Consider the following 18,363-nt stretch of genomic DNA (forward strand, 5'->3'; position numbering starts at 1 on the left):
GTAAGATAGTCAGGCCTGCGAGGTAATATGCCCTCAGCAAAAGATTTCGATGTCATTGTGGTTGGCGGCGGCCATGCCGGTTGCGAGGCTGCGGCGGCGTCCGCGCGAGTGGGCGCAAGAACCGCGCTCGTCACCCACAAGAAGGCGACCATCGGCGAGATGTCGTGCAACCCGGCTATTGGCGGCCTGGGAAAAGGTCACCTTGTACGTGAGATTGACGCGCTCGATGGCCTCATGGGCCGGATCGCTGACAAGGCCGGCATCCAGTACAGGCTTCTGAACAGGTCGAAGGGTCCCGCCGTCTGGGGTCCGCGTGCGCAGATTGATCGCAAACTCTATCGCGAAGCGATGCAGGCGGAGCTAGCCGACTACCCGAACCTGACCATCATTGAAGATGGCGTTGACGATCTTCTTGTTCAGGACGGTCATGTTGCCGGTGTCGTTGGACTTTCGGGCGAGAGCTGGTCTTCGCGTTGTGTTGTCATCACAACGGGCACTTTTCTGCGCGGCATCATTCATCGCGGCACCGAAAGAGTCGAAGCCGGCCGCGTTGGTGAAGCGCCGGCGATCGGTCTTGCCGAGAGGCTTTATGCGCTTGATCTGCCGATGGGGCGGCTGAAGACCGGCACGCCTGCCCGCCTCGACGGCAAGACAATTGCCTGGGACCGGCTGGAAAAACAGCCTGCAGATGAGCGCCCGGTGCCCTTTTCGTTTCTGAACGAAAGCGTTGATGTGCCCCAGGTCGCGTGCGGGATCACCTATACGAATGCAGAGACCCACCGCATCATCGCGGAGAACCTCGACAAGTCGGCGGTCTATTCCGGTGCGATTGCCGGTAAGGGTCCACGCTATTGCCCGTCCATCGAGGACAAGGTTCACCGGTTCGCGGACAAGGATCGCCACCAGATCTTTCTGGAGCCCGAGGGGCTGGACGATGACACGGTCTACCCGAACGGCATTTCGACCTCCCTGCCCGTAGATGTGCAGGAGGCATTTATCCGCACAATTGAGGGTCTGGAAGATGTCCGGATCATCCAGCCCGGTTATGCCATTGAGTATGATTATGTTGATCCGCGCGCGCTCTACCGCAGCCTGGAAGTCAAGGCACTCGGCGGGCTTTATCTGGCCGGCCAGATTAATGGGACAACGGGCTATGAAGAGGCGGGCGCTCAGGGGCTTGTTGCTGGCATGAATGCGGCCCGGGCGTCTGCGGGCCATTCACCCGTCGAGTTCGATCGTGCTGAGGCCTATATCGGGGTGCTCGTCGATGATCTGACAACACATGGAGTCACCGAGCCCTATCGGATGTTTACCTCGCGCGCCGAATACCGTCTGGCCCTACGCGCCGACAATGCCGACCAGAGGCTTACGCCGAAGGGTATCGAGACTGGACTTGTGCATGGGTCCAGAAAAGAGATGTTTCACGTGAAACATAAGAAGCTCTCTCGCGGGCGCGATGTTCTGCAGTCGCTTGCCCTCACGCCAAACGAGGCGGCTAAACAGGGCTGGAAGATCAATCAGGACGGCCAGAAGCGGAGCGCCTGGGATTATCTGGCATACCCAGATATTGGTTTTGCTGAGATCGAGACCGCCTTTCCCGAACTTCAAGATCTGGATCAGCCGACAAAGACCCAGCTTGGGATCGAAGCGATCTATTCGGGCTATATCGAACGCCAGCGCGCCGACGTTGAGGCCTTACGCCGTGACGAAGCAGTCGAGATTCCGAAGGACTTCGATTATGCGCGGGTCGGCGGGCTTTCCAATGAGGCCCGCTCCAAGCTGGAAACCATCCGTCCCTCGACGATTGGCCAGGCCTCGCGCATTGAAGGCGTGACTCCGGGCGCGCTCATCGCTCTTCTCTCTCATGTAAAGCGTAGCCAGAAGCTGCGTTCGGTTGGGTGATGCAGAAAGATATTGAAAACGAACTCAGCCAGCTGGGTGTTTCACGTGAAACATTCGAGCGGCTCGAGCGGCTTGTCGCGCTACTGGATGAGTGGCGCCAGCGGATGAATTTGATCGGGCCGCGTGAGATGGAGCAGATCTGGACGCGCCACATCATCGACAGCGCGCAAATGATTGCGCTGACGGGGCCGGAAAAGAGGATTGTCGATATCGGATCTGGGGCCGGGTTTCCCGGTCTCGTGCTCGCTTGTGAGGCAGCGACGCGTGGCGGCGACGTGACCATGGTGGAGTCGACCGCAAAAAAGTGTGCATTTCTCCAGACCGTCATCGCCGATCTGAAGCTCCCGGCAAAGGTCATCAACGCGCGGATCGAGTCTGCGCCTCCGGAACGCGTTGATTTTATTACAGCGAGGGCGCTCGCCCCCCTGCCCCGTCTCCTTAGTTACGCATATCCGTGGATTTCACGTGGCGCGACGGGGCTGTTTTTCAAGGGCGAACGGTGGCAGGAAGAATTGACGGATGCCTCAGATTACTGGACTTTGAGGCATGAAGCGATCCCGAGTCGAACCAACCCGGCCGGGATCATACTCAAGATCGAGGAGGCCCACCGTGTCTAAGACTGGTACCCGGATCCTGGCTATCGCGAACCAGAAAGGCGGCGTGGGCAAGACCACAACGTCAATCAATCTCGGCACGGCGCTCGCCGCTGTGGGCCGCCGCGTCCTTGTTGTGGATTTCGATGCGCAGGGCAACGCCTCCACCGGACTTGGCATCAGCCGGGCCGACCGGAAGCTGACCAGCTATGACGTGGTTGTCGACGCCTTGCCGCTTGAAGAGGCGATCCTTCCAACTCTCGTCCCGCGTCTTGAAATCGTACCTGGGGACGAAAACCTCTCTGGTGTGGAGACCGAACTCGCTGATGAGGCGCGGCGCTCCTATCGTTTGCGGGATGCTATTCGTGGCCATGTGGAAAAGTACGCCAATGACCCGGACAAGCGGTATGATTTCATCCTGATTGACTGCCCGCCTTCGCTTTCCTCGCTGACGATCAACGCCATGACAGCCGCGGATGCGCTGCTTGTGCCACTCCAGTGTGAGTTCCTGGCACTTGAGGGGCTTAGCCAGTTGCTGCGGACGGTGGAAGTTGTGCGCTCCGGTCTCAATCCGGACCTTGAGATTCAGGGCATCGTGCTCACCATGTATGACCGGCGCAACAACCTGTCCGACCAGGTGGCTGATGAGGTACGTGAGGTTCTGGGTTCAAAGGTCTATAAAACCGTGATCCCGCGCAACGTACGTTTGTCCGAGGCGCCGAGTTTCGGCAAACCCGCCCTGCTCTATGATTATCGTTGTCCCGGGAGTGAGGCTTATATCCGGCTCGCTTCTGAGGTGCTGCAGAGAGAGCGCGCCCGCGCGATGGAGCCAGCCTGATGTCTGGTGATCCGAAGCAGAAGCCGAGCCGCCTGGGCCGCGGCCTCTCCGCCTTGATCGGTGAGGTCGAAGGGGCCTCCAGCTATGAAAGCCGCGACCCGGAGGCAAAGACCGACGCGTCGACCATCGCGATCAGCGATATTCGTCCAAACCCGCAGCAGCCGCGCCGCTATTTCGCGGAGGCCGACCTTGCGGAGCTGGCCGAATCCATCCGGGCGAAGGGTGTGCTTCAGTCTATTCTGGTGCGCCCGGACCCGAAGAGCGGCGGGAAGTATCAGATCGTCGCCGGTGAACGCCGCTGGCGGGCGGCAAAACAGGCGGGGCTGACCGAGATTCCGGCCACAATCCGCCAGATGGATGAGCTGGAGCTTCTCGAGATCGGTATCATCGAGAACGTCCAGCGGACAGATCTCAACCCGATTGAAGAGGCCGAGGCCTATGGCGCGCTGATGAAGCGTTTTGGCCGCACGCAGGAAGGCCTTGCCGAAAGCGTTGGAAAAAGCCGGGCGCACATCGCTAATACATTGAGATTGCTCAACCTTTCAGAGGTTGCGCGCAACCATCTGCGCGAAGGCCGCATTTCTGCCGGCCATGCGCGCGCGGCGCTGGGGGCACCGGATCCTGACGCGGTCATCGCGATGGCGGTGACCAAGGGGCTCAGCGTGCGCGAGGTCGAGAAACTTTCACGCTCGGCCAAGGATGATGGGAGCGTCGAGGCCGTCGCCGGCCGGGTACGCCGGGCGGAGAAGGATGTCGATACAGAGGCGCTTGAGGCCGACCTCGGCCGGGCGCTTGGCCTTGATGTCGATATCCGCCACAAAGGCGATAAGGGCGAAATCCGTATTAAATACAGTGACCTAGAGCAGCTGGACGACCTGTGTCGCCGGCTGACTGCGAAGCGCTAGACCTGCTTTCGGCGAACGGCCGCAGACCGCACGATATCAAGTAGAAGCAGCCGCAGGGCCGGATCGCTTGCCGCGCCGGCTGTCTTCGCCTGCATTTCCATGTCGTGGACAGCAGACAGCAGCCGTGTCAACGAGGTCGCCGACCAGAGATCGAGCCGGGCTCTGAAACCGGGCCATTCGGAGCCCCAGACCGGCGGGCGCAGTCTTTTGCCGATATCACCGCCCGTTCCGAGTAGACCGCGCGCCTGGAGGAGGCGCCGGATCTCCATCTCAAGCACGCGAAGCACGCTGATTGTCGTCGTGCCGCTTTCGATGACGCGTTCATATTCTGCCTGGGTGCGGTTTGGCTCGCCGCTGAGGGCGGCCTGGGCCAGATCGCGGACGCTGTCCTCGGCATCGGTCCGGCAAACCTCGCGCACGTCACTGACCGAGAGTGGCCGGCCGAGCCCCTTGCCATAGAGGGCAAGCTTTTCGGTTTCCTGATTGGCAAGTCCTCTATGCCCCGGCAGGAGACCGACGAAATCCTCCAGCGCCTCAGGGGCAATCTCCACATCGAAGGCGGCGAGCTTGTCCCGCACAATGGATTTCAGACTTTCAGTGGTATCCGAATAGACCTGGATCGCCGCGGCCGACTTCGACTGTTCTATCGTCGTTCGAAGTTTGGAGCGTTTGTTCAGGCTGCCATTGAGGACGAGAAGACGGTTGGCAAAACCAGCCGACATCTGATCGGCGCGGGCTATGAGGTCGAGAACCGGTTTGGATATCTTCTCGCCCGAGGTTCGCACCCGTACGATTTCGATCTCTCCAAGAAGCGAGCCGGTTTCAATCCTGTCTGACAGAAGGTGCGGCTCGCGGCGTATATCATCGTCATCCAGCGTGATCTGACGTGCCGCTCCGCTGGCCTTGTTGGTCCATACGTCCGCAATTTCATCTGCGAGATCATTCACAACGCCATCATCGTCGCCAAAAACAAGCGCGCACCATGGAGATGTGTCGGACTTTCCTAAACGGCTGGAGACCTGTCCGGCTTTCAGGATCATTTCTTCGTCGGGTCGGGTTGCCGCGTATCGGTGTCGTCGGCATTTTGCAGCTGGATTCTGAGGTCCGCGACGATCCGGCGGGCGAGCAGCTGCATGCCCTGTTCGGCGGACTGCGTCTGGGCCGCGACGTCCGCAAAGGGAGAGGGCGCGGCCGCAAATGGCACTTGAACGCCGGCGGATCCGTTCAGCGTCGAGTCGCTCGTCGCCAGCACATAATTGGCACGTCCATCATAATAGGAGCGGGAGACGCCGCCGTCCGGGAACAGGGCGATCCGCGGATAGGATTCCGAGAGTGATATTGTCAGCTGCGCAGGTTCTTCCAGATTCGGAAGGCCCACCGACAATTCGCGCATAAGCTCCCGCCGCAGCATATAGCCCGACCTGCCCGGAATCTCGGCTATCTGGATCCCGGACGAATTGACGCCGCTGAAATCACTGCCCGCGTAAAGCGGCTGAAACCCACAGGCGGGAAGGAGCGCGATAGCGGCAAGCAGGCTGGCAAGTCGGATCATGACGCCACGATATTCACGATGCGGCCGGGGACCACAATGATTTTCTTGATCTCCTTGCCTTCAATGAAGCTGGAGACGTCGGGGCTGGCGAGCGCGAGGCTTTCAATGTCGTCCTTGCTGGCGGACCGTTCGACCTCAATTTCGCCGCGGCGTTTGCCATTGACCTGGATGGGCAGGGTCATGGTGTTTTCAACCATGAGGTCCGGGTCGGACACCGGCCAGGCCGCGTCTGAGGCAAACCCTTCCTGTCCGAGCGCGCGCCAGCATTCCTCAGCAAGGTGCGGCATGAAGGGTGTGAGGCACAGGGCTAGCATGCGCGCACTTTCGCGCCGGGCGGCGAGGTTTTCCGCGTCTGAGGATTCCGCCTTTTTGAGCGTGTTCACCCAGTCGTGGCAGAGTGCAATGGCCGCGTTGAGCCGGAACTCTGCGATGGCCTTGTCCACCTCCGCGGCAGCCCGGTGCGAGAAGCGCAGCAACGGCGTCGGATCGGTCTTGCCGGACGCCGCCGTGCCTTCGAGCCCTGCGAAGATCGACCAGACACGCTGAACGAAACGGGAGGCACCTTCCGCCCCGGCCTGGGACCATTCGACATCGCGTTCGGGCGGACTGTCGGAAAGGACGAACCAGCGGGCGACATCCGCGCCAAAGGTCGCAATAATGGCGTCCGGGTCGACGACATTCTTCTTCGATTTCGACATCTTCTCGATCGGGCCCGCGGTTAGCGGTTCATCGCTGCCCTTCAGGAAGAGGCCCTCATCGCGGCGGTCAACATCAGCCGGCTCGACCCATTTTCCATCGGCCGTGCGATAGGTCTCATGGGTGACCATGCCCTGGGTGAAAAGGCCCAGAAACGGCTCTCCTCCCGGCAGATCCAGCTCTCCCAGAGCATGAAGGGCCCGGGCGACGAAGCGCGAATAGAGAAGGTGAAGCACAGCGTGCTCGACGCCCCCGATATACTGGTCGACGGGCAGCCAGTAGGCGCGCTCCTCCCGGTCCTTGATCCCTGCGAACCGGGCATAATACCAGGAGGAATCGACAAAGGTGTCGAGCGTGTCGGTTTCACGCTGGCCATCCCCGCCGCATTCCGGGCATTTGACCTTTTTCCATGTCGGGTGATGCGCGAGCGGATTGCCGGGTTTGTCAAAACTCACATCCTCCGGCAGTTTTACCGGCAGATCAGCCTCTGGCACCGGGACCGAGCCACACGCGGCGCAATGGATGATCGGGATCGGGCAACCCCAATAGCGCTGGCGCGAGACGCCCCAGTCGCGAAGGCGATAATTCACGCTGCCTCCGCCGAGGCCAAGAGATTCAAGCTTCTCGATCGCGGCGCTGATGGCCTCGTCTGTGGCCATGCCATCCAGGAAATCAGAATTAAAGATCGTGCCCGGCCCGGTATAGGCTGTGTCAGTAACCTCGTAGGTTTCCGCCGCTTCATCGGGCGGCAGGACGACGGGCTGTACAGGCAGGCCGTACTTTCGTGCGAAATCGAGGTCGCGCTGGTCGCCGGCGGGCGAGCCAAATATCGCGCCCGTGCCGTAACCGGAAAGGACAAAGTTCGCCGTCCAGACAGGTATGGTCCACTCCGGATTGAACGGATGCTGAACCCTGAGACCAAGATCAATACCCAGCTTGGGCGCTTTCTCGATGGCCTCTTCCGACGTGCCGATCTTTGCGGCGTCAGACATGAACTGCTTGATATCCGGGCGGTCCTCGGCCAGGGCCTTTGTTATGGGATGATCGGGAGCCAGGGCGAGAAAGCTCGCGCCGAAAAGCGTGTCCGGCCGCGTGGTATAAACCTCAATCTCTTTTCCGAACCTGGCTTGTGCGTCGTCACCGTCCACAACCCAACGAACGGTGGCGCCCTTGGACTTGCCGATCCAGTTGGCCTGCATCACGCGGACTTTCTCAGGCCAGTTGTCCAGCGTCTCTATGCCTTCAAGGAGCTCATCCGCATAGGCTGTGATCCGGAAGAACCACTGGGTCAGCTCCCGCTGCTCGACCGGGGCGCCCGTGCGCCAGCCCTTGCCGTCAATGACCTGCTCATTGGCCAGAACCGTATTGTCGACCGGATCCCAATTGACCTTGCTTGCCTTGCGGTAGGCGAGCCCGCCTTCGAGCAGCTTCAGGAACAGACGCTGCTGCTCGCCATAATAATCGGTGTCACACGTCGCAAATTCGCGGTCCCAGTCGAGGGTCAGGCCGAGCTTCTGCAGCTGGGCGCGCATCGCGTCGATATTCTTGTAGGTCCACTCGCCCGGATGCACGCCGCGCTCGATGGCAGCGTTCTCCGCCGGCAGGCCAAAAGCGTCCCAGCCCATCGGGTGAAGCACATTATGGCCTTTTGCCCGGCGGTGACGGGCGACGACGTCGCCCATCGCATAATTGCGCACATGTCCCATGTGCAGTTTCCCTGAGGGATAGGGAAACATTTCAAGGACATAGGATTTTGGCTGGTCCTTGGCCTCGGACGGTGGCCGGGTGCGGAATATCCCTGCATCGGCCCAGGCCTTACGCCATCGGGTTTCCGCAGCCTGCGGATCATAGCGAGACGTCACGGGCGCCCCTCCTGGAATTGATTATGTGCCGGCGTGCTCGCCTAGCTGAGTTCAGAAGATTTGAGAACGCGTGCCCGGGTCAGGATGGCATTCTCCAGCTGGGGTCCTGTGGCCCGGTCGACCGGCGCATCCGTCCATGTTCCGTTTTCCTGGACCTGGCGGAAGACCGACACTTTCACACCGTCAGCCCGTAGCCGGGAGTCGAGGATGTAGACGGTCGCGCGGATCCGTTCGCCTTCCGCGCCGGGATAGGACTTCCAGTCATAATTGATGATGCCGCCAATCGGGTCGGCCGTCATCAGGGGGAGCGTGTCGAGCGTATCGAGGCTGGCACGCCAGAGATACGGATTGACCCCGCCTTCGAAATCTTCAGCCACACTGATATTCTGGTCAGAGCTATTGCCACCGAACAGGCACCCGGAGAGGGCAAACAGTCCGGTCATGGCGGCGGCAATCTTGATGGAAGCCTTCATATCGAGAATCCTGTCGGCAATATCTTCTTTGTTCGCCGACCTGTATATCATCTGCGACCCGTCGGGCCAGTGCTGATATGTGCTCGACCAATACCAGCCGACCGGACCCGATTGCCATGACACGAACCGCCCTCATCACTGCCCTGTTTGGCGGGACCTCCCTGCTGGCCCTGCCTGCGGCCGCCCTGCCCCTCGATATTGAATCGGAGATCGAAGCGGCGACCGTGATCGGCCTGCTCGATGAAGACGCCAGCGACGCGGAGGACATACTCTATGAGATCACGCTGGACACCGAGGCGGAAACCATCCTGAAGAACGGGACAGTGCTGGGCGCCAGGCTGACCTTGCGCGGCCAGCGCGACCATCCGGACCGGCCGGGATTTGCAGGCCGGTTCGACACGGGCGCTCCCCTGGCGGGCGGATATAGCGGCTTGTCAGGCCTGGCCCCTGACGAGGAGACCGGCGCGCGGGGCCGTCTGGAGACAGCCTATCTTGTCGCCGATGGCGGCTATGGCGAGCTGCGCCTTGGCAAGGACCGGGGCGTTGCGGCACGATTTCACGAAGGCGGTCCGACCAGCCTTGTCTTTTCAGGTGTTTCCAACCCGTATCTCGATCCGACGGGCCTGAAGATAAACCGGACCAATCACGACGTGACTGGGCCGTCGGTAAAGCTCAGCTATGCGACGCCGCGCATCCTCGGGCTGCGCGCGGGGGCGTCCTTCACCCCGGATGGCGATGGGCGCCATCTTGACCGGAGCCTGTCGCAGTTTCGCGAACAGCCAGGCCTCAGCGATGTCTTCGAGGTTGCTGCCAATCTTTCCCGCACTTTGCGCAGCTCCGGCACGCGGATCGAGGCGTCGCTGGGCTGGTCCAGCGCCAAGATCGACAGTCCGGCGCCAGGCGCACGCGGCCGGATGGAGACCTGGTCGGCGGGGGCGAATGTCGAGTTTAGCGAATTTTCCGTCGGCGCTTCCTGGCTGGGCAGCGATAACGGGTTTCAGGGCGGTGATTATGAAGCCTGGGAGGCCGGCATCGCGCGGGATTTCGGGGAGACGGAGGTCTCGCTTGGCTATGGAGAAGCCGATGACAATCTGGCCCGCCTTTCCTCAAAAGGCTTCAATATCGCAGCCGCGCGGGAACTTTCCGACGGTTTTGACGTCGCGCTTTCTTATCAGGACGAGAAATTGGATACTCCGGCAGGCGAAAGGTCCGGTGCGGGCATTGTGGTAGAAATCACACTCAGCAGTGATTTTTTCCGGATGAGCAGGAATTAATATTCATTTCGCGTTTCTGTCTGATTATGTAACCGCTCAGAACAAGGTGGCAGATGAAATATTCTTTGACAGCTCTTGCGGCGCTCGGTGCGTTCACGGCCCTTCCGGCCGCGGCGCAATCCGAGCCTATTGAGCTGTCGCCGCCAACCGTTTCCGAGACGGAAGAGGCAGAGCCGGACTGGTACCGCCAGTTTACGCTCAACTCCCCATCCGACGCCACGCCGATCTGGCAAGGCGCGCCCAGCAAGGAAGTCCGCCTCGCCTGGGTGAAGGGCGACCGGTGGCAGCTGAGCGTCGATCTGACCTCGCGTCCTGCAGAGTCCCCACTGGCGAAGGAAGAAATGCGCGCTGGGGCAGAGTTCCGCATTACGCCGCGCATCAGTGTTGGCGGTGTCCTGACGCTGGGCGCGACGGAGCTGGACGACAATCTGCAGCAGCTTCAGAACGAGGAAATCGAGACGGGTATCCGTCTGCGGTCGGCCTTCAAATTCTAGGCATTTTGCCTTTCACCTGAAACCAGACACGCTCGCAAAGCCGCCAAACTGCGCGGCTCTTTCGGCATTTATGTGCGTGATTCCGCCGAGTGCATAGACCGGGCACTGGGTCTGTCGGGCTATGGCAGCAAACCGCATGAGGCCCTTGGCCGCTCCGGCGCTGGGGCTGGATGAGGGGAAAACGGCCGAATAGATCAGCGCGTGCGGCCGGCAGCGTGTGGCGGCCCGGACTTCATGGGCCGAATGTACGCTCATCGTATGAAGTCCGCCCTCATGGCGTTGCTTCAGCATCTGCCGCTGCAGGCGAAACGGCCAGTGCACCCCATCGGCGCCGGTTTCTTTTGCCAGCGCCGGGTCTGCCGCGATGAGAACGATGCGCCCTGCCCGTCTGGCGTCGGCGACAATGGCGCGGGCTTCCCCTATCGCCTCCGCCTGTCCGAAGTGGCGGATGATCACGCCTATACCTTCCGGAAGACCGGCAGCTATGGTGCGCGCGCTATAAAGACGATCCGGGTCTGTCAGGAAAAAGCCGCCCGGCAGGTGCGGCCCTGTGTGCGCGCTGGCGCGGCGCGCAGCGTTTCGAAACTTGCGGGAACGGGCCGGGGCGTGCTTCATCGCAGGTATGACTAGCACCCATACAGAGCCGGATATAGAAGCCAGCCGCGCGCGGATCCTCAAGGAACTCAGCGAGGCCGCCAGCCATGAGGTCGAGCTTGTGGCTGTCTCCAAGAAACAGCCCGATGAGCGGCTGCAGGCCGCGCTCGATTGCGGCCAGCGTGTCTTTGGCGAAAACCGTGTTCAGGAAGCCCAGGAGCACTGGCAGGCGCGTCGAGATATTGACGGGCTGCGGCTGCATCTCATTGGCCCGCTTCAGAGCAACAAGTCGGAGGACGCCGTTGCCCTCTTCGACGTGATCGAGACGGTGGATCGCAAGAAGATCGTGCGCACCCTGTCCGAAGCAGCCGAGAAGCTTGGCCGGTATCCGGACCTCCTCATCCAGGTGAATACGGGCGAGGAAGAGCAGAAGTCTGGTGTGCTGCCGCGCGATCTCGATGATCTCATCGCCTATACGCGCGAGACCTATCCAGGTGAGCTGAAGGGCCTGATGTGCATACCCCCGGTGGATGAGCCGGCCGCGCCGCACTTTGCGCTCTTGAAGAAGATGGCTGATGCGGCCGGTCTGCCCTGGGTCTCCATGGGGATGAGTGCCGACTACGTGCTGGGCGCGCAGCTTGGTGCGACGCATGTGCGGGTCGGCAGTGCCTTCTTCGGCGAGCGCGAGACGGCCTAGCTCGCGCGCAGGATCTCGATCTTCGTATCCTTCTCGCAGCGCGCGAGGAGCTGGCGCAGATCGTCGAGGCTGAGGGCGATACAGCCCTCGGTTGGGGCGTAATCGGGTTTTGCGACATGCATGAATATGGCGCTCCCCTTGCCGGGCACGACCGGATCGGTGTTGTGGCTGAGCTGGACGACGATGTCATAGAGGTCATCGTCACGCCACATGACCTCATGGCTGGCCGGATAGGGGCGTTTGACGGCGCAATTATAGAGCGGGTCGCCGGGTGCATCGCACCAGCCATCGTCCGGATGAAGGGGGGTCGCCGGCAGGGCTGTCCTCGGCCGGTCGAACTTGTCGGCCCGCCAGAAGACCCGCTTGACCGCCCAGAGACCGATCGGTGAGGCGCCATCGCCTTCCACCTTGCGGTCGGCATCGAGCATACCGCCGCGCCCGATGGCGCACTGGAAGGTCAGGCCCTGACCTGAAATCTTCCTGTCGGGGGTCACCCGGAAACGTGTTGGCATGCGGCCGCTCCCAAAATCGTGATCGCCTAGTTATTCGACGGCGAGTCGGTATTATGTGTATCGCGCCCGGGCCATAGCCAGCAACCACTGCACAGACCATGATCAGCACCAAGACCATCCTTCTCGTCGATGATGATGACGAGCTTCGCGGCGCGCTCGCCGAACAGTTCAGCCTGCATGACGGGTTCGAAGCCGTTGAGGCGGCGAATGCGGCGGAAGCCCTGCAGACAGCAGAGGCGCAGCGGCTGGACCTCGTTCTTCTTGATGTCGACATGCCGGACATGGATGGGCGCGAGGCCTGCAAGCTGATGCGTCAGCGCGGCCTTCGGGCCCCCATCATCATGCTGACAGGTCAGGATAGTGATGCGGACACAATTCTCGGCCTGGAGTCCGGGGCCAATGACTATGTGACCAAGCCCTTTCGCTTCTCGGTGCTGCTCGCCCGGGTGAGGGCGCATCTTCGCAGTTTCGAACAGAGCGAGGACGCGATCTTCAAGCTGGGTCCCTATGAATTCCAGCCGGCGATGAAGCTTCTGGTCATGGAAAACGACCGCAAGGTGCGCCTGACCGAGAAAGAGACCAGCATCCTCAAATATCTCTACCGCGCGGGGGGAAAGCCGGTGGCCCGCGATGAGTTGCTATCGGAAGTCTGGGGCTACAACGCGGCTGTTACGACCCACACGCTGGAGACGCATGTGTACCGCCTGCGCCAGAAGATCGAGCCCGACCCGGCCAATGCGCGCCTTCTTCTGACCGAGGCCGGTGGCTATCGCCTGCAATCGGGCGACCCGGCCTGAGCGGGTTTATTTCTGTATGTGGAAAGTGGTGCTGACAGGCGCGTGATCTGAAGGTTTCCATCCACCGCGCCAGGCGAGATGAATCTCATAGCTGTCCAGGTCCGCGCCGCTCATCGCCGCGTCATTGGCCCAGATATGGTCCAGACGGCGCCCACGGTTAGAGGCGGCCCAGTCCTTGGCGCGGTAGGACCACCAGCTATAGAGTTTCTGGTCGTCAGAATGGCGCTCGCGGGCGATGTCGGTAAAGCCGCCAGCCTTCCGCGCCTTTTCCAGTGCCTCGGTCTCGGCGGGGGTGTGCGATACGATTTTCAGAAGCTGCTTGTGCGACCAGACATCATTCTCATGCGGCGCCACATTCAGGTCGCCGACCAGGAGGCGCGGGGAACTGTCAGACGCTGCCGGCGCAAAATCGCGGGCCATGCAGGCCAGAAAGTCCAGCTTGTGCGCGAACTTGTCATTGGTCTCAGGATCCGGCTCATCGCCGCCTGCGGGCAGGTAGATATTGTGGATCTCCACCCCCTTGATGCGCGCAGTCTGCACGCGGGCATGACCCTCCCGGCAAAGTGGATGGGGGTCTACCGGTTCAATCGGATGGCGTGACACAATGGCGACGCCGTGATGGCCGCCGGACTGGCCGAGCACCTGAAAGTGATTGTAGCCGATTTCGCGGAAAGCTTTCTGCGGGAACTGATCGGTCTGGCACTTGATCTCCTGCAGGCAGAGAACGTCAGAGGCTTCCTCTTTCAGGAAGGTCTGGACATTCGGTGCGCGCAGGCGGATCGAATTGATGTTCCAGGTGGTGATCTTGAACGGGGTCGAAGGCATGGCGATGGCCTTAGCCGCGCCGCCCGGGCTGGTCAACGCAGACGCTGGCAAACGAGAAGGGCGGCCGGGACGCTAGTTTGACTCCGTATCCAGCGGTTCAAAGCGCAGCTTCGAGACCTGAAGCGTGACCGTACCGATATCATCCGTATCGGCCTGGATTTTCACAGGCATGTAGGCGCCATTGTCGAGCGGGGCCATCCACATGCGGAGCGGGCCGTCGATCCCGGTCAGTGTTTCCTTGGCGCTGATCTCGTCGGCGTCATAGCCGGCCACCTTGTCCATGGAGACGTGACACTCATAGGCCTTGCCGCGATAGGCGGCAGTCTTCACGTCCTTGAGGCCGGCATTCTCGAAAGTGAGATGGGTGAGCTGGCGGCCGTCGAAAATCTTCATCGGGCCGCCGCATGGATTGCCGTCTGCGGGGCGCGGGGTGAAGGCATGACCCAGAAAGGCCGTGAGGGGATCGGCGGCTTCGAGTTTCTGCGCAGGTGTGGCCGGAGGTTCGCCAAGATTGCCGAAGGCCGGCGTCGCGGTCATGGCGACATCATCCTTGCCATAAGTCATTTCAACGCGGCGGTTCTTCTTCCCGTCCCGGTTCTGCGAAATATAGGCGTAGGGTTCGAGATGATCTTCCCTCACATAGCCGCTGGCGGCCAGGCGAAGGTCATAATTAACCAGAATGTCGGCAAGACCGGTGGTCTTCACATTCCCGTTGATCGAATAGGTGTCGGGCTTGAGGTCCATTCGGAAATTTGCCTTGCCCGTGATCGGGATGAACAGCGCCCAGGCGGTCGCCTTGACCTCATAGATGAGCCGCATCGGCTCGCCATCACGGATATCGGTCAGCGGTGTTGCCATGGCGCCAGAGGCGCTCTGGGCAGAGGTGGCGCCTGCTGCGGTCAGCGCAATGAGACTGGTGGCTGCGATCATCTTCTTCATAAGGGATTGGTCCTTGTTGGGCATTTCGGCACGCCGGTCATAAATGTGCACACCTCAACCCGGGCTGAACAGGGGCGCCTGTGCTTTGCCGCATTTATATCACTGTTCTGCCTTGTGCGATGGGCTGTGGGTGGCGGTTGACGTCGGCGCCCCCGGCGCGTATGAGCGCCGCTTCGGATTTGATCTAACACTATTTAAGCGAGCGCCCCATGGCACGCCAATGCGAACTTTCAGGCGTCAAGCCGATTATTGGCCACAAAGTGAGCCACTCGAACGTCAAGACCAAGCGCCGGTTCCTGCCGAACCTGGTCAACGTCACCCTTCGCTCTGAAGCCCTTGACCGCAACGTTTCCCTGCGCATTGCCGCAAAGACGCTGCGCACGGTCGACAAGCTGGGCGGCCTCGACGGCTATCTGGCCCAGTCGAAGGACGACACGCTTTCCCCGAAAGCGCTGAAGATCAAGCGGGACATCCAGAAGCAGGCTGCTGAAGCAAGCGCCTAAGACGCCCGATTGAACTTTGAACATTCTGAAAACGCGCTCCTTCCCGGGGCGCGTTTTTGTTTGCGTTGCGCGGATATATGGGTCAGCCAGAAAGGGGAAAGTCCGGGGAGCCCTCATCATGTTGCGAAACACCTTCATTCTGTCCGCCATTGTCCTGTCTGCCTGTGCGCAGCCTTCCATGCCGCGAGCGGCGGGGCCCTCTGAGTCTGCGGAAACGGTTCAGCCGGTAGCGGCGCGCATTTTCGCAAGCGGCACGATCTATACGGGTGTCGAGGGTGAGACAGTGGATACAGTGGCGGTCGATGATGATGGCCGCATCGTCTGGACCGGCTCCATCGACGATCTTGATGCAGAGGTGGATATCGAGGGGGCTGAGTTCGTCTGGCTGGACAATAATTTCATGTATCCCGGCTTTACAGACAGCCACGCTCACCTTCTTGGTATCGGTCAGCGGGAGCTGTCGCTCGATCTTGCTGACACCGCCTCGCTCGAAGAGCTGGTGACACGGATAGAGGCGGAAGCCGGCGGTCTTGGCGATGAGGCGATCATTGTGGGGCGCGGCTGGATCGAGACCGACTGGCCGGAGGGCCGCATGCCGGCTGCCGCGGATCTCGATGCGGCGGTGGGCGACCGGCTGGTTATCCTGATGCGGGCCGACGGGCACGCCCTTGTGGCAAGCACAGCTGCACTCAACGCCGCCGGCATCGATGAGACGACGCCTGACCCGGAAGGCGGCAAGATCGAACGTGATAGCGATGGCAAGGCGACGGGAATTCTCATCGACAATGCGATGACACCCGTCTGGGGCCTGGTTGCCGAGCCAAGCGAGGAGGAAATCCGCCGCGCCTATGTCGAGGGTTCGCGCGTCTATGCAGAGCGCGGCTGGACGGGCCTTCACAATATGAGTGTGCCGCCTGCGCATGCCCCGCTGATGGCGGAGCTGGACGCGGCCGGTGAGATGCCCGTGCGAATTTATAATGCCCTGTCGGAAGACGGCTTTCCGCTCGCCGCCGGACATGAGTACGAGACCGATACAATCTCGAACCGGGCAGTGAAGCTCTATATGGACGGCGCACTCGGCTCTCGCGGGGCTCTGCTGATAGAGCCTTATTCCGACAGGCCGGATACGAACGGGCTCTCCCTTCTGGAGCCTGAGGGCCTGCACAATCTCATGATGAAGGCTGAGGAAGAGGACGTTCAGCTCGCGATCCACGCCATTGGTGATCTTGCCAATCGCCGCATCCTGAACGTCTATGAGGAGCTGGACATCAGCCCCGACCGGCGCTGGCGCATCGAGCACACCCAGATCCTGCACCCCGATGATATTGCCCGTATCCCGGAGCTCGGTCTGATTGCCTCCATGCAGCCCTCGCATGCCATTGGAGACCTGAAATTCGCCCCTGCCCGGCTCGGTTTCGACCGCCTGGACGGCGCGTATGCCTGGCAGAACCTGCTGGATGCCGGCGCGGTGATAGCTGGCGGGTCGGATGCGCCCGTCGAGGTCGGCTCCCCGCTGATCGAATTCTATGCTGCTGTGGCGCGCGAGGATCTGGAAGGCAATTCCGGTGAGGGCTGGCATCCAGAACAGGCGCTCTCGCGTCAGGATGCGCTGGCGCTCTTTACCTCTTCAGCGGCCTATGCGGCCTTCATGGAGGATGATCTGGGAACGATTGAGCCGGGCAAGCTTGCAGATTTCACTGTGTTCGACCGGGATCTGATGACGGTCCCTGAAGACGAAATCCTGGAGGCAAATGCAGTGATGACAGTCGTCAACGGTGAAATCGTCTGGTCTGCGGCGGAGTGACCTTTACCTCACGTCGCACTAGTCGCATGTCATTCGCGTGCTAGAACCCCCTGTTGAGACCCGCGAGACCAATTCGAGGACGATAGTTTTATGAGCCTGACCAGCGATACCGATGTTCTGACCGAGCTCGAGCCGACCGTGGAGATCAACGTCCGCGATGTCTTCGGCATCGACACCGACATGGTCGTTCACGGCTTCGAGACGAAGACCGAATATGTGCCCGAAATCGATCCGTCCTACCGGTTCGACCCGCAAACCACGATGGCGATCCTGGCCGGCTTTGAACATAATCGCCGCGTCATGGTGCAGGGCTATCACGGCACCGGCAAATCGACCCATATCGAACAGGTCGCCGCGCGCCTGAACTGGCCGATGATCCGTATCAACCTCGACAGCCATGTCAGCCGGATCGACATGGTCGGCAAGGATGCCATCGTCCTGAAGGAAGGCGTCCAGGTCACCGAATTTCGCGAAGGCATCCTGCCATGGGCCCTGCAGCGCCCGGTCGCGATCACCTTTGACGAATACGATGCCGGCCGCCCCGATGTGATGTTCGTGATCCAGCGCGTGCTTGAGGCCTCCGGCCGCCTGACCCTGCTGGACCAGAATCGCGTTATCTCGCCGAACCCGTATTTCCGCCTCTTCGCCACGACCAACACGGTTGGCCTCGGCGATACGACCGGCCTCTATCACGGCACACAGCAGCTCAACCAGGGCCAGATGGACCGCTGGAGCATTGTCACCACGCTCAACTATCTCGAGCATGACGCCGAGGTGGAGATCGTCTCGACCAAGGCGCCCGACCTCGACAAGGAGCTGCTGTCCAAGATGGTGCGTCTGGCCGATCTCACGCGGAACGCCTTCATGAATGGCGACATCTCTACCGTGATGAGCCCGCGGACCGTGATCACCTGGGCGGAGAACTACAAGATCTTCGGCGATCTGGGGCACTCTTTCCGGATGACCTTCCTCAACAAGTGCGATGAACTCGAACGCCCGCTGGTGGCCGAGATGTATCAGCGCTGCTTTGGCGAGGAGCTGCCGGAAAGCGCCCTGATGGTGCGGGTGGCCTGATCGCTGGGCCAGCCTGCATTCTTCATCGC

General features: G+C 61.1%; 19 protein-coding genes. 11 read left to right on the forward strand and 8 right to left on the reverse strand.

Annotation, left to right across the window (positions count from 1 at the left end):
* The first annotated feature begins 27 nt into the window (after positions 1-27).
* From mnmG to ABNU55_RS04375, 4 genes are read left to right on the forward strand one after another with little or no spacing between them, the layout of a single operon-like run.
* Complete coding sequence (mnmG, locus tag ABNU55_RS04360) at positions 28-1,902, forward strand: tRNA uridine-5-carboxymethylaminomethyl(34) synthesis enzyme MnmG (RefSeq protein WP_290752101.1); 1,875 nt, start codon at positions 28-30, stop codon at positions 1,900-1,902.
* Positions 1,902-2,519 (forward strand): 16S rRNA (guanine(527)-N(7))-methyltransferase RsmG, encoded by a 618-nt coding sequence (rsmG, locus tag ABNU55_RS04365; RefSeq protein WP_290752099.1) that lies wholly within the window; start codon positions 1,902-1,904, stop codon positions 2,517-2,519. Before mnmG ends, rsmG begins: the two co-directional genes overlap by 1 nt.
* On the forward strand, positions 2,512-3,333 hold the full coding sequence (locus tag ABNU55_RS04370; RefSeq protein ID WP_290752097.1) for a ParA family protein: 822 nt from the start codon (positions 2,512-2,514) through the stop codon (positions 3,331-3,333). Before rsmG ends, ABNU55_RS04370 begins: the two co-directional genes overlap by 8 nt.
* The gene (locus ABNU55_RS04375; protein ID WP_290752095.1) at positions 3,333-4,238 is read left to right on the forward strand and encodes a ParB/RepB/Spo0J family partition protein; all 906 of its coding nucleotides are present in this window, start codon (positions 3,333-3,335) and stop codon (positions 4,236-4,238) included. The genes ABNU55_RS04370 and ABNU55_RS04375 overlap by 1 nt, the downstream gene beginning before the upstream one ends.
* On the opposite strand, the gene holA is transcribed toward ABNU55_RS04375, so the two are convergent.
* From holA to ABNU55_RS04395, 4 genes are read right to left on the reverse strand one after another with little or no spacing between them, the layout of a single operon-like run.
* Positions 4,235-5,278, reverse strand: a complete 1,044-nt coding sequence (holA, locus tag ABNU55_RS04380; protein ID WP_290752093.1) for a DNA polymerase III subunit delta — start codon at positions 5,276-5,278, stop codon at positions 4,235-4,237. The genes ABNU55_RS04375 and holA overlap by 4 nt on opposite strands.
* Positions 5,275-5,790: a hypothetical protein gene (locus ABNU55_RS04385; protein WP_290752091.1), complete on the reverse strand. Its 516-nt coding sequence runs from the start codon at positions 5,788-5,790 to the stop codon at positions 5,275-5,277. The genes holA and ABNU55_RS04385 overlap by 4 nt, the downstream gene beginning before the upstream one ends.
* Entirely contained in the window at positions 5,787-8,348 is a 2,562-nt protein-coding gene (gene leuS, locus ABNU55_RS04390; protein WP_290752089.1) for a leucine--tRNA ligase, read from the reverse strand. The genes ABNU55_RS04385 and leuS overlap by 4 nt, the downstream gene beginning before the upstream one ends.
* Positions 8,349-8,389: 41 nt before the next feature.
* Positions 8,390-8,821, reverse strand: a complete 432-nt coding sequence (locus ABNU55_RS04395) for a DUF3576 domain-containing protein (protein WP_290752086.1) — start codon at positions 8,819-8,821, stop codon at positions 8,390-8,392.
* A 116-nt stretch (positions 8,822-8,937) separates the two neighbouring features.
* On the opposite strand from ABNU55_RS04395, the gene ABNU55_RS04400 reads away from it, so the two are divergent.
* Positions 8,938-10,095 (forward strand): porin, encoded by a 1,158-nt coding sequence (locus ABNU55_RS04400; RefSeq protein WP_290752084.1) that lies wholly within the window; start codon positions 8,938-8,940, stop codon positions 10,093-10,095.
* Positions 10,096-10,148: 53 nt separating this feature from the next.
* Complete coding sequence (locus ABNU55_RS04405; protein WP_290752083.1) at positions 10,149-10,589, forward strand: NtrZ family periplasmic regulatory protein; 441 nt, start codon at positions 10,149-10,151, stop codon at positions 10,587-10,589.
* Between the two features lie 12 nt (positions 10,590-10,601).
* Here ABNU55_RS04405 and ABNU55_RS04410 read toward each other — a convergent pair whose 3' ends face one another.
* Positions 10,602-11,204 carry a thiamine phosphate synthase gene (locus tag ABNU55_RS04410; RefSeq protein ID WP_290752081.1) on the reverse strand — a complete coding sequence of 201 codons (603 nt, stop codon included), beginning with the start codon at positions 11,202-11,204 and terminating at the stop codon, positions 10,602-10,604.
* A 7-nt stretch (positions 11,205-11,211) separates the two neighbouring features.
* On the opposite strand from ABNU55_RS04410, the gene ABNU55_RS04415 reads away from it, so the two are divergent.
* Complete coding sequence (locus ABNU55_RS04415) at positions 11,212-11,880, forward strand: YggS family pyridoxal phosphate-dependent enzyme (protein ID WP_290752079.1); 669 nt, start codon at positions 11,212-11,214, stop codon at positions 11,878-11,880.
* On the opposite strand, the gene ABNU55_RS04420 is transcribed toward ABNU55_RS04415, so the two are convergent.
* On the reverse strand, positions 11,877-12,392 hold the full coding sequence (locus ABNU55_RS04420) for a L,D-transpeptidase family protein (RefSeq protein WP_290752078.1): 516 nt from the start codon (positions 12,390-12,392) through the stop codon (positions 11,877-11,879). The two genes, ABNU55_RS04415 and ABNU55_RS04420, sit on opposite strands and share 4 nt — an antisense overlap.
* A 98-nt stretch (positions 12,393-12,490) precedes the next feature.
* Here ABNU55_RS04420 and ABNU55_RS04425 point away from each other — a divergent pair, with 98 nt between their 5' ends.
* Positions 12,491-13,189, forward strand: coding sequence for a response regulator transcription factor (locus tag ABNU55_RS04425; RefSeq protein WP_290752075.1), 699 nt, complete (start codon positions 12,491-12,493; stop codon positions 13,187-13,189).
* A 6-nt stretch (positions 13,190-13,195) separates the two neighbouring features.
* On the opposite strand, the gene ABNU55_RS04430 is transcribed toward ABNU55_RS04425, so the two are convergent.
* Together ABNU55_RS04430 and ABNU55_RS04435 are read right to left on the reverse strand one after the other, a co-directional pair.
* Positions 13,196-14,014, reverse strand: a complete 819-nt coding sequence (locus ABNU55_RS04430; protein WP_290752073.1) for an exodeoxyribonuclease III — start codon at positions 14,012-14,014, stop codon at positions 13,196-13,198.
* A 72-nt stretch (positions 14,015-14,086) separates the two neighbouring features.
* Entirely contained in the window at positions 14,087-14,953 is an 867-nt protein-coding gene (locus tag ABNU55_RS04435) for a DUF3108 domain-containing protein (protein WP_290752070.1), read from the reverse strand.
* Between the two features lie 209 nt (positions 14,954-15,162).
* On the opposite strand from ABNU55_RS04435, the gene rpmB reads away from it, so the two are divergent.
* From rpmB to cobS, 3 genes are all read left to right on the forward strand, one after another.
* A complete protein-coding gene (rpmB, locus tag ABNU55_RS04440; protein ID WP_290752067.1) occupies positions 15,163-15,456 on the forward strand; it encodes a 50S ribosomal protein L28 in 294 nt (97 codons plus the stop codon).
* 118 nt (positions 15,457-15,574) lie between these two features.
* Positions 15,575-17,260, forward strand: a complete 1,686-nt coding sequence (locus ABNU55_RS04445; RefSeq protein ID WP_290752065.1) for an amidohydrolase — start codon at positions 15,575-15,577, stop codon at positions 17,258-17,260.
* Between the two features lie 90 nt (positions 17,261-17,350).
* Positions 17,351-18,334, forward strand: a complete 984-nt coding sequence (cobS, locus tag ABNU55_RS04450) for a cobaltochelatase subunit CobS (protein WP_290752063.1) — start codon at positions 17,351-17,353, stop codon at positions 18,332-18,334.
* The last annotated feature ends 29 nt before the right edge of the window (positions 18,335-18,363 follow it).

The organism is uncultured Henriciella sp., assembly GCF_964005855.1.
Classification (GTDB): Bacteria; Pseudomonadota; Alphaproteobacteria; order Caulobacterales; family Hyphomonadaceae; genus Henriciella.

What these genes read in the sequence shown, in the direction of transcription:
- mnmG (WP_290752101.1), top strand. Translation starts at nt 28, where the DNA reads ATGCCCTCAGCAAAAGATTTCGATGTCATTGTGGTTGGCGGCGGCCAT.
- rsmG (WP_290752099.1), top strand. Translation starts at nt 1,902, where the DNA reads ATGCAGAAAGATATTGAAAACGAACTCAGCCAGCTGGGTGTTTCACGT.
- ABNU55_RS04375 (WP_290752095.1), top strand. Translation starts at nt 3,333, where the DNA reads ATGTCTGGTGATCCGAAGCAGAAGCCGAGCCGCCTGGGCCGCGGCCTC.
- holA (WP_290752093.1), bottom strand. Translation starts at nt 5,278, where the DNA reads ATGATCCTGAAAGCCGGACAGGTCTCCAGCCGTTTAGGAAAGTCCGAC.
- ABNU55_RS04385 (WP_290752091.1), bottom strand. Translation starts at nt 5,790, where the DNA reads ATGATCCGACTTGCCAGCCTGCTTGCCGCTATCGCGCTCCTTCCCGCC.
- ABNU55_RS04395 (WP_290752086.1), bottom strand. Translation starts at nt 8,821, where the DNA reads ATGAAGGCTTCCATCAAGATTGCCGCCGCCATGACCGGACTGTTTGCC.
- ABNU55_RS04400 (WP_290752084.1), top strand. Translation starts at nt 8,938, where the DNA reads ATGACACGAACCGCCCTCATCACTGCCCTGTTTGGCGGGACCTCCCTG.
- ABNU55_RS04405 (WP_290752083.1), top strand. Translation starts at nt 10,149, where the DNA reads ATGAAATATTCTTTGACAGCTCTTGCGGCGCTCGGTGCGTTCACGGCC.
- ABNU55_RS04410 (WP_290752081.1), bottom strand. Translation starts at nt 11,204, where the DNA reads ATGAAGCACGCCCCGGCCCGTTCCCGCAAGTTTCGAAACGCTGCGCGC.
- ABNU55_RS04415 (WP_290752079.1), top strand. Translation starts at nt 11,212, where the DNA reads ATGACTAGCACCCATACAGAGCCGGATATAGAAGCCAGCCGCGCGCGG.
- ABNU55_RS04420 (WP_290752078.1), bottom strand. Translation starts at nt 12,392, where the DNA reads ATGCCAACACGTTTCCGGGTGACCCCCGACAGGAAGATTTCAGGTCAG.
- ABNU55_RS04425 (WP_290752075.1), top strand. Translation starts at nt 12,491, where the DNA reads ATGATCAGCACCAAGACCATCCTTCTCGTCGATGATGATGACGAGCTT.
- ABNU55_RS04430 (WP_290752073.1), bottom strand. Translation starts at nt 14,014, where the DNA reads ATGCCTTCGACCCCGTTCAAGATCACCACCTGGAACATCAATTCGATC.
- ABNU55_RS04435 (WP_290752070.1), bottom strand. Translation starts at nt 14,953, where the DNA reads ATGAAGAAGATGATCGCAGCCACCAGTCTCATTGCGCTGACCGCAGCA.
- rpmB (WP_290752067.1), top strand. Translation starts at nt 15,163, where the DNA reads ATGGCACGCCAATGCGAACTTTCAGGCGTCAAGCCGATTATTGGCCAC.
- ABNU55_RS04445 (WP_290752065.1), top strand. Translation starts at nt 15,575, where the DNA reads ATGTTGCGAAACACCTTCATTCTGTCCGCCATTGTCCTGTCTGCCTGT.
- cobS (WP_290752063.1), top strand. Translation starts at nt 17,351, where the DNA reads ATGAGCCTGACCAGCGATACCGATGTTCTGACCGAGCTCGAGCCGACC.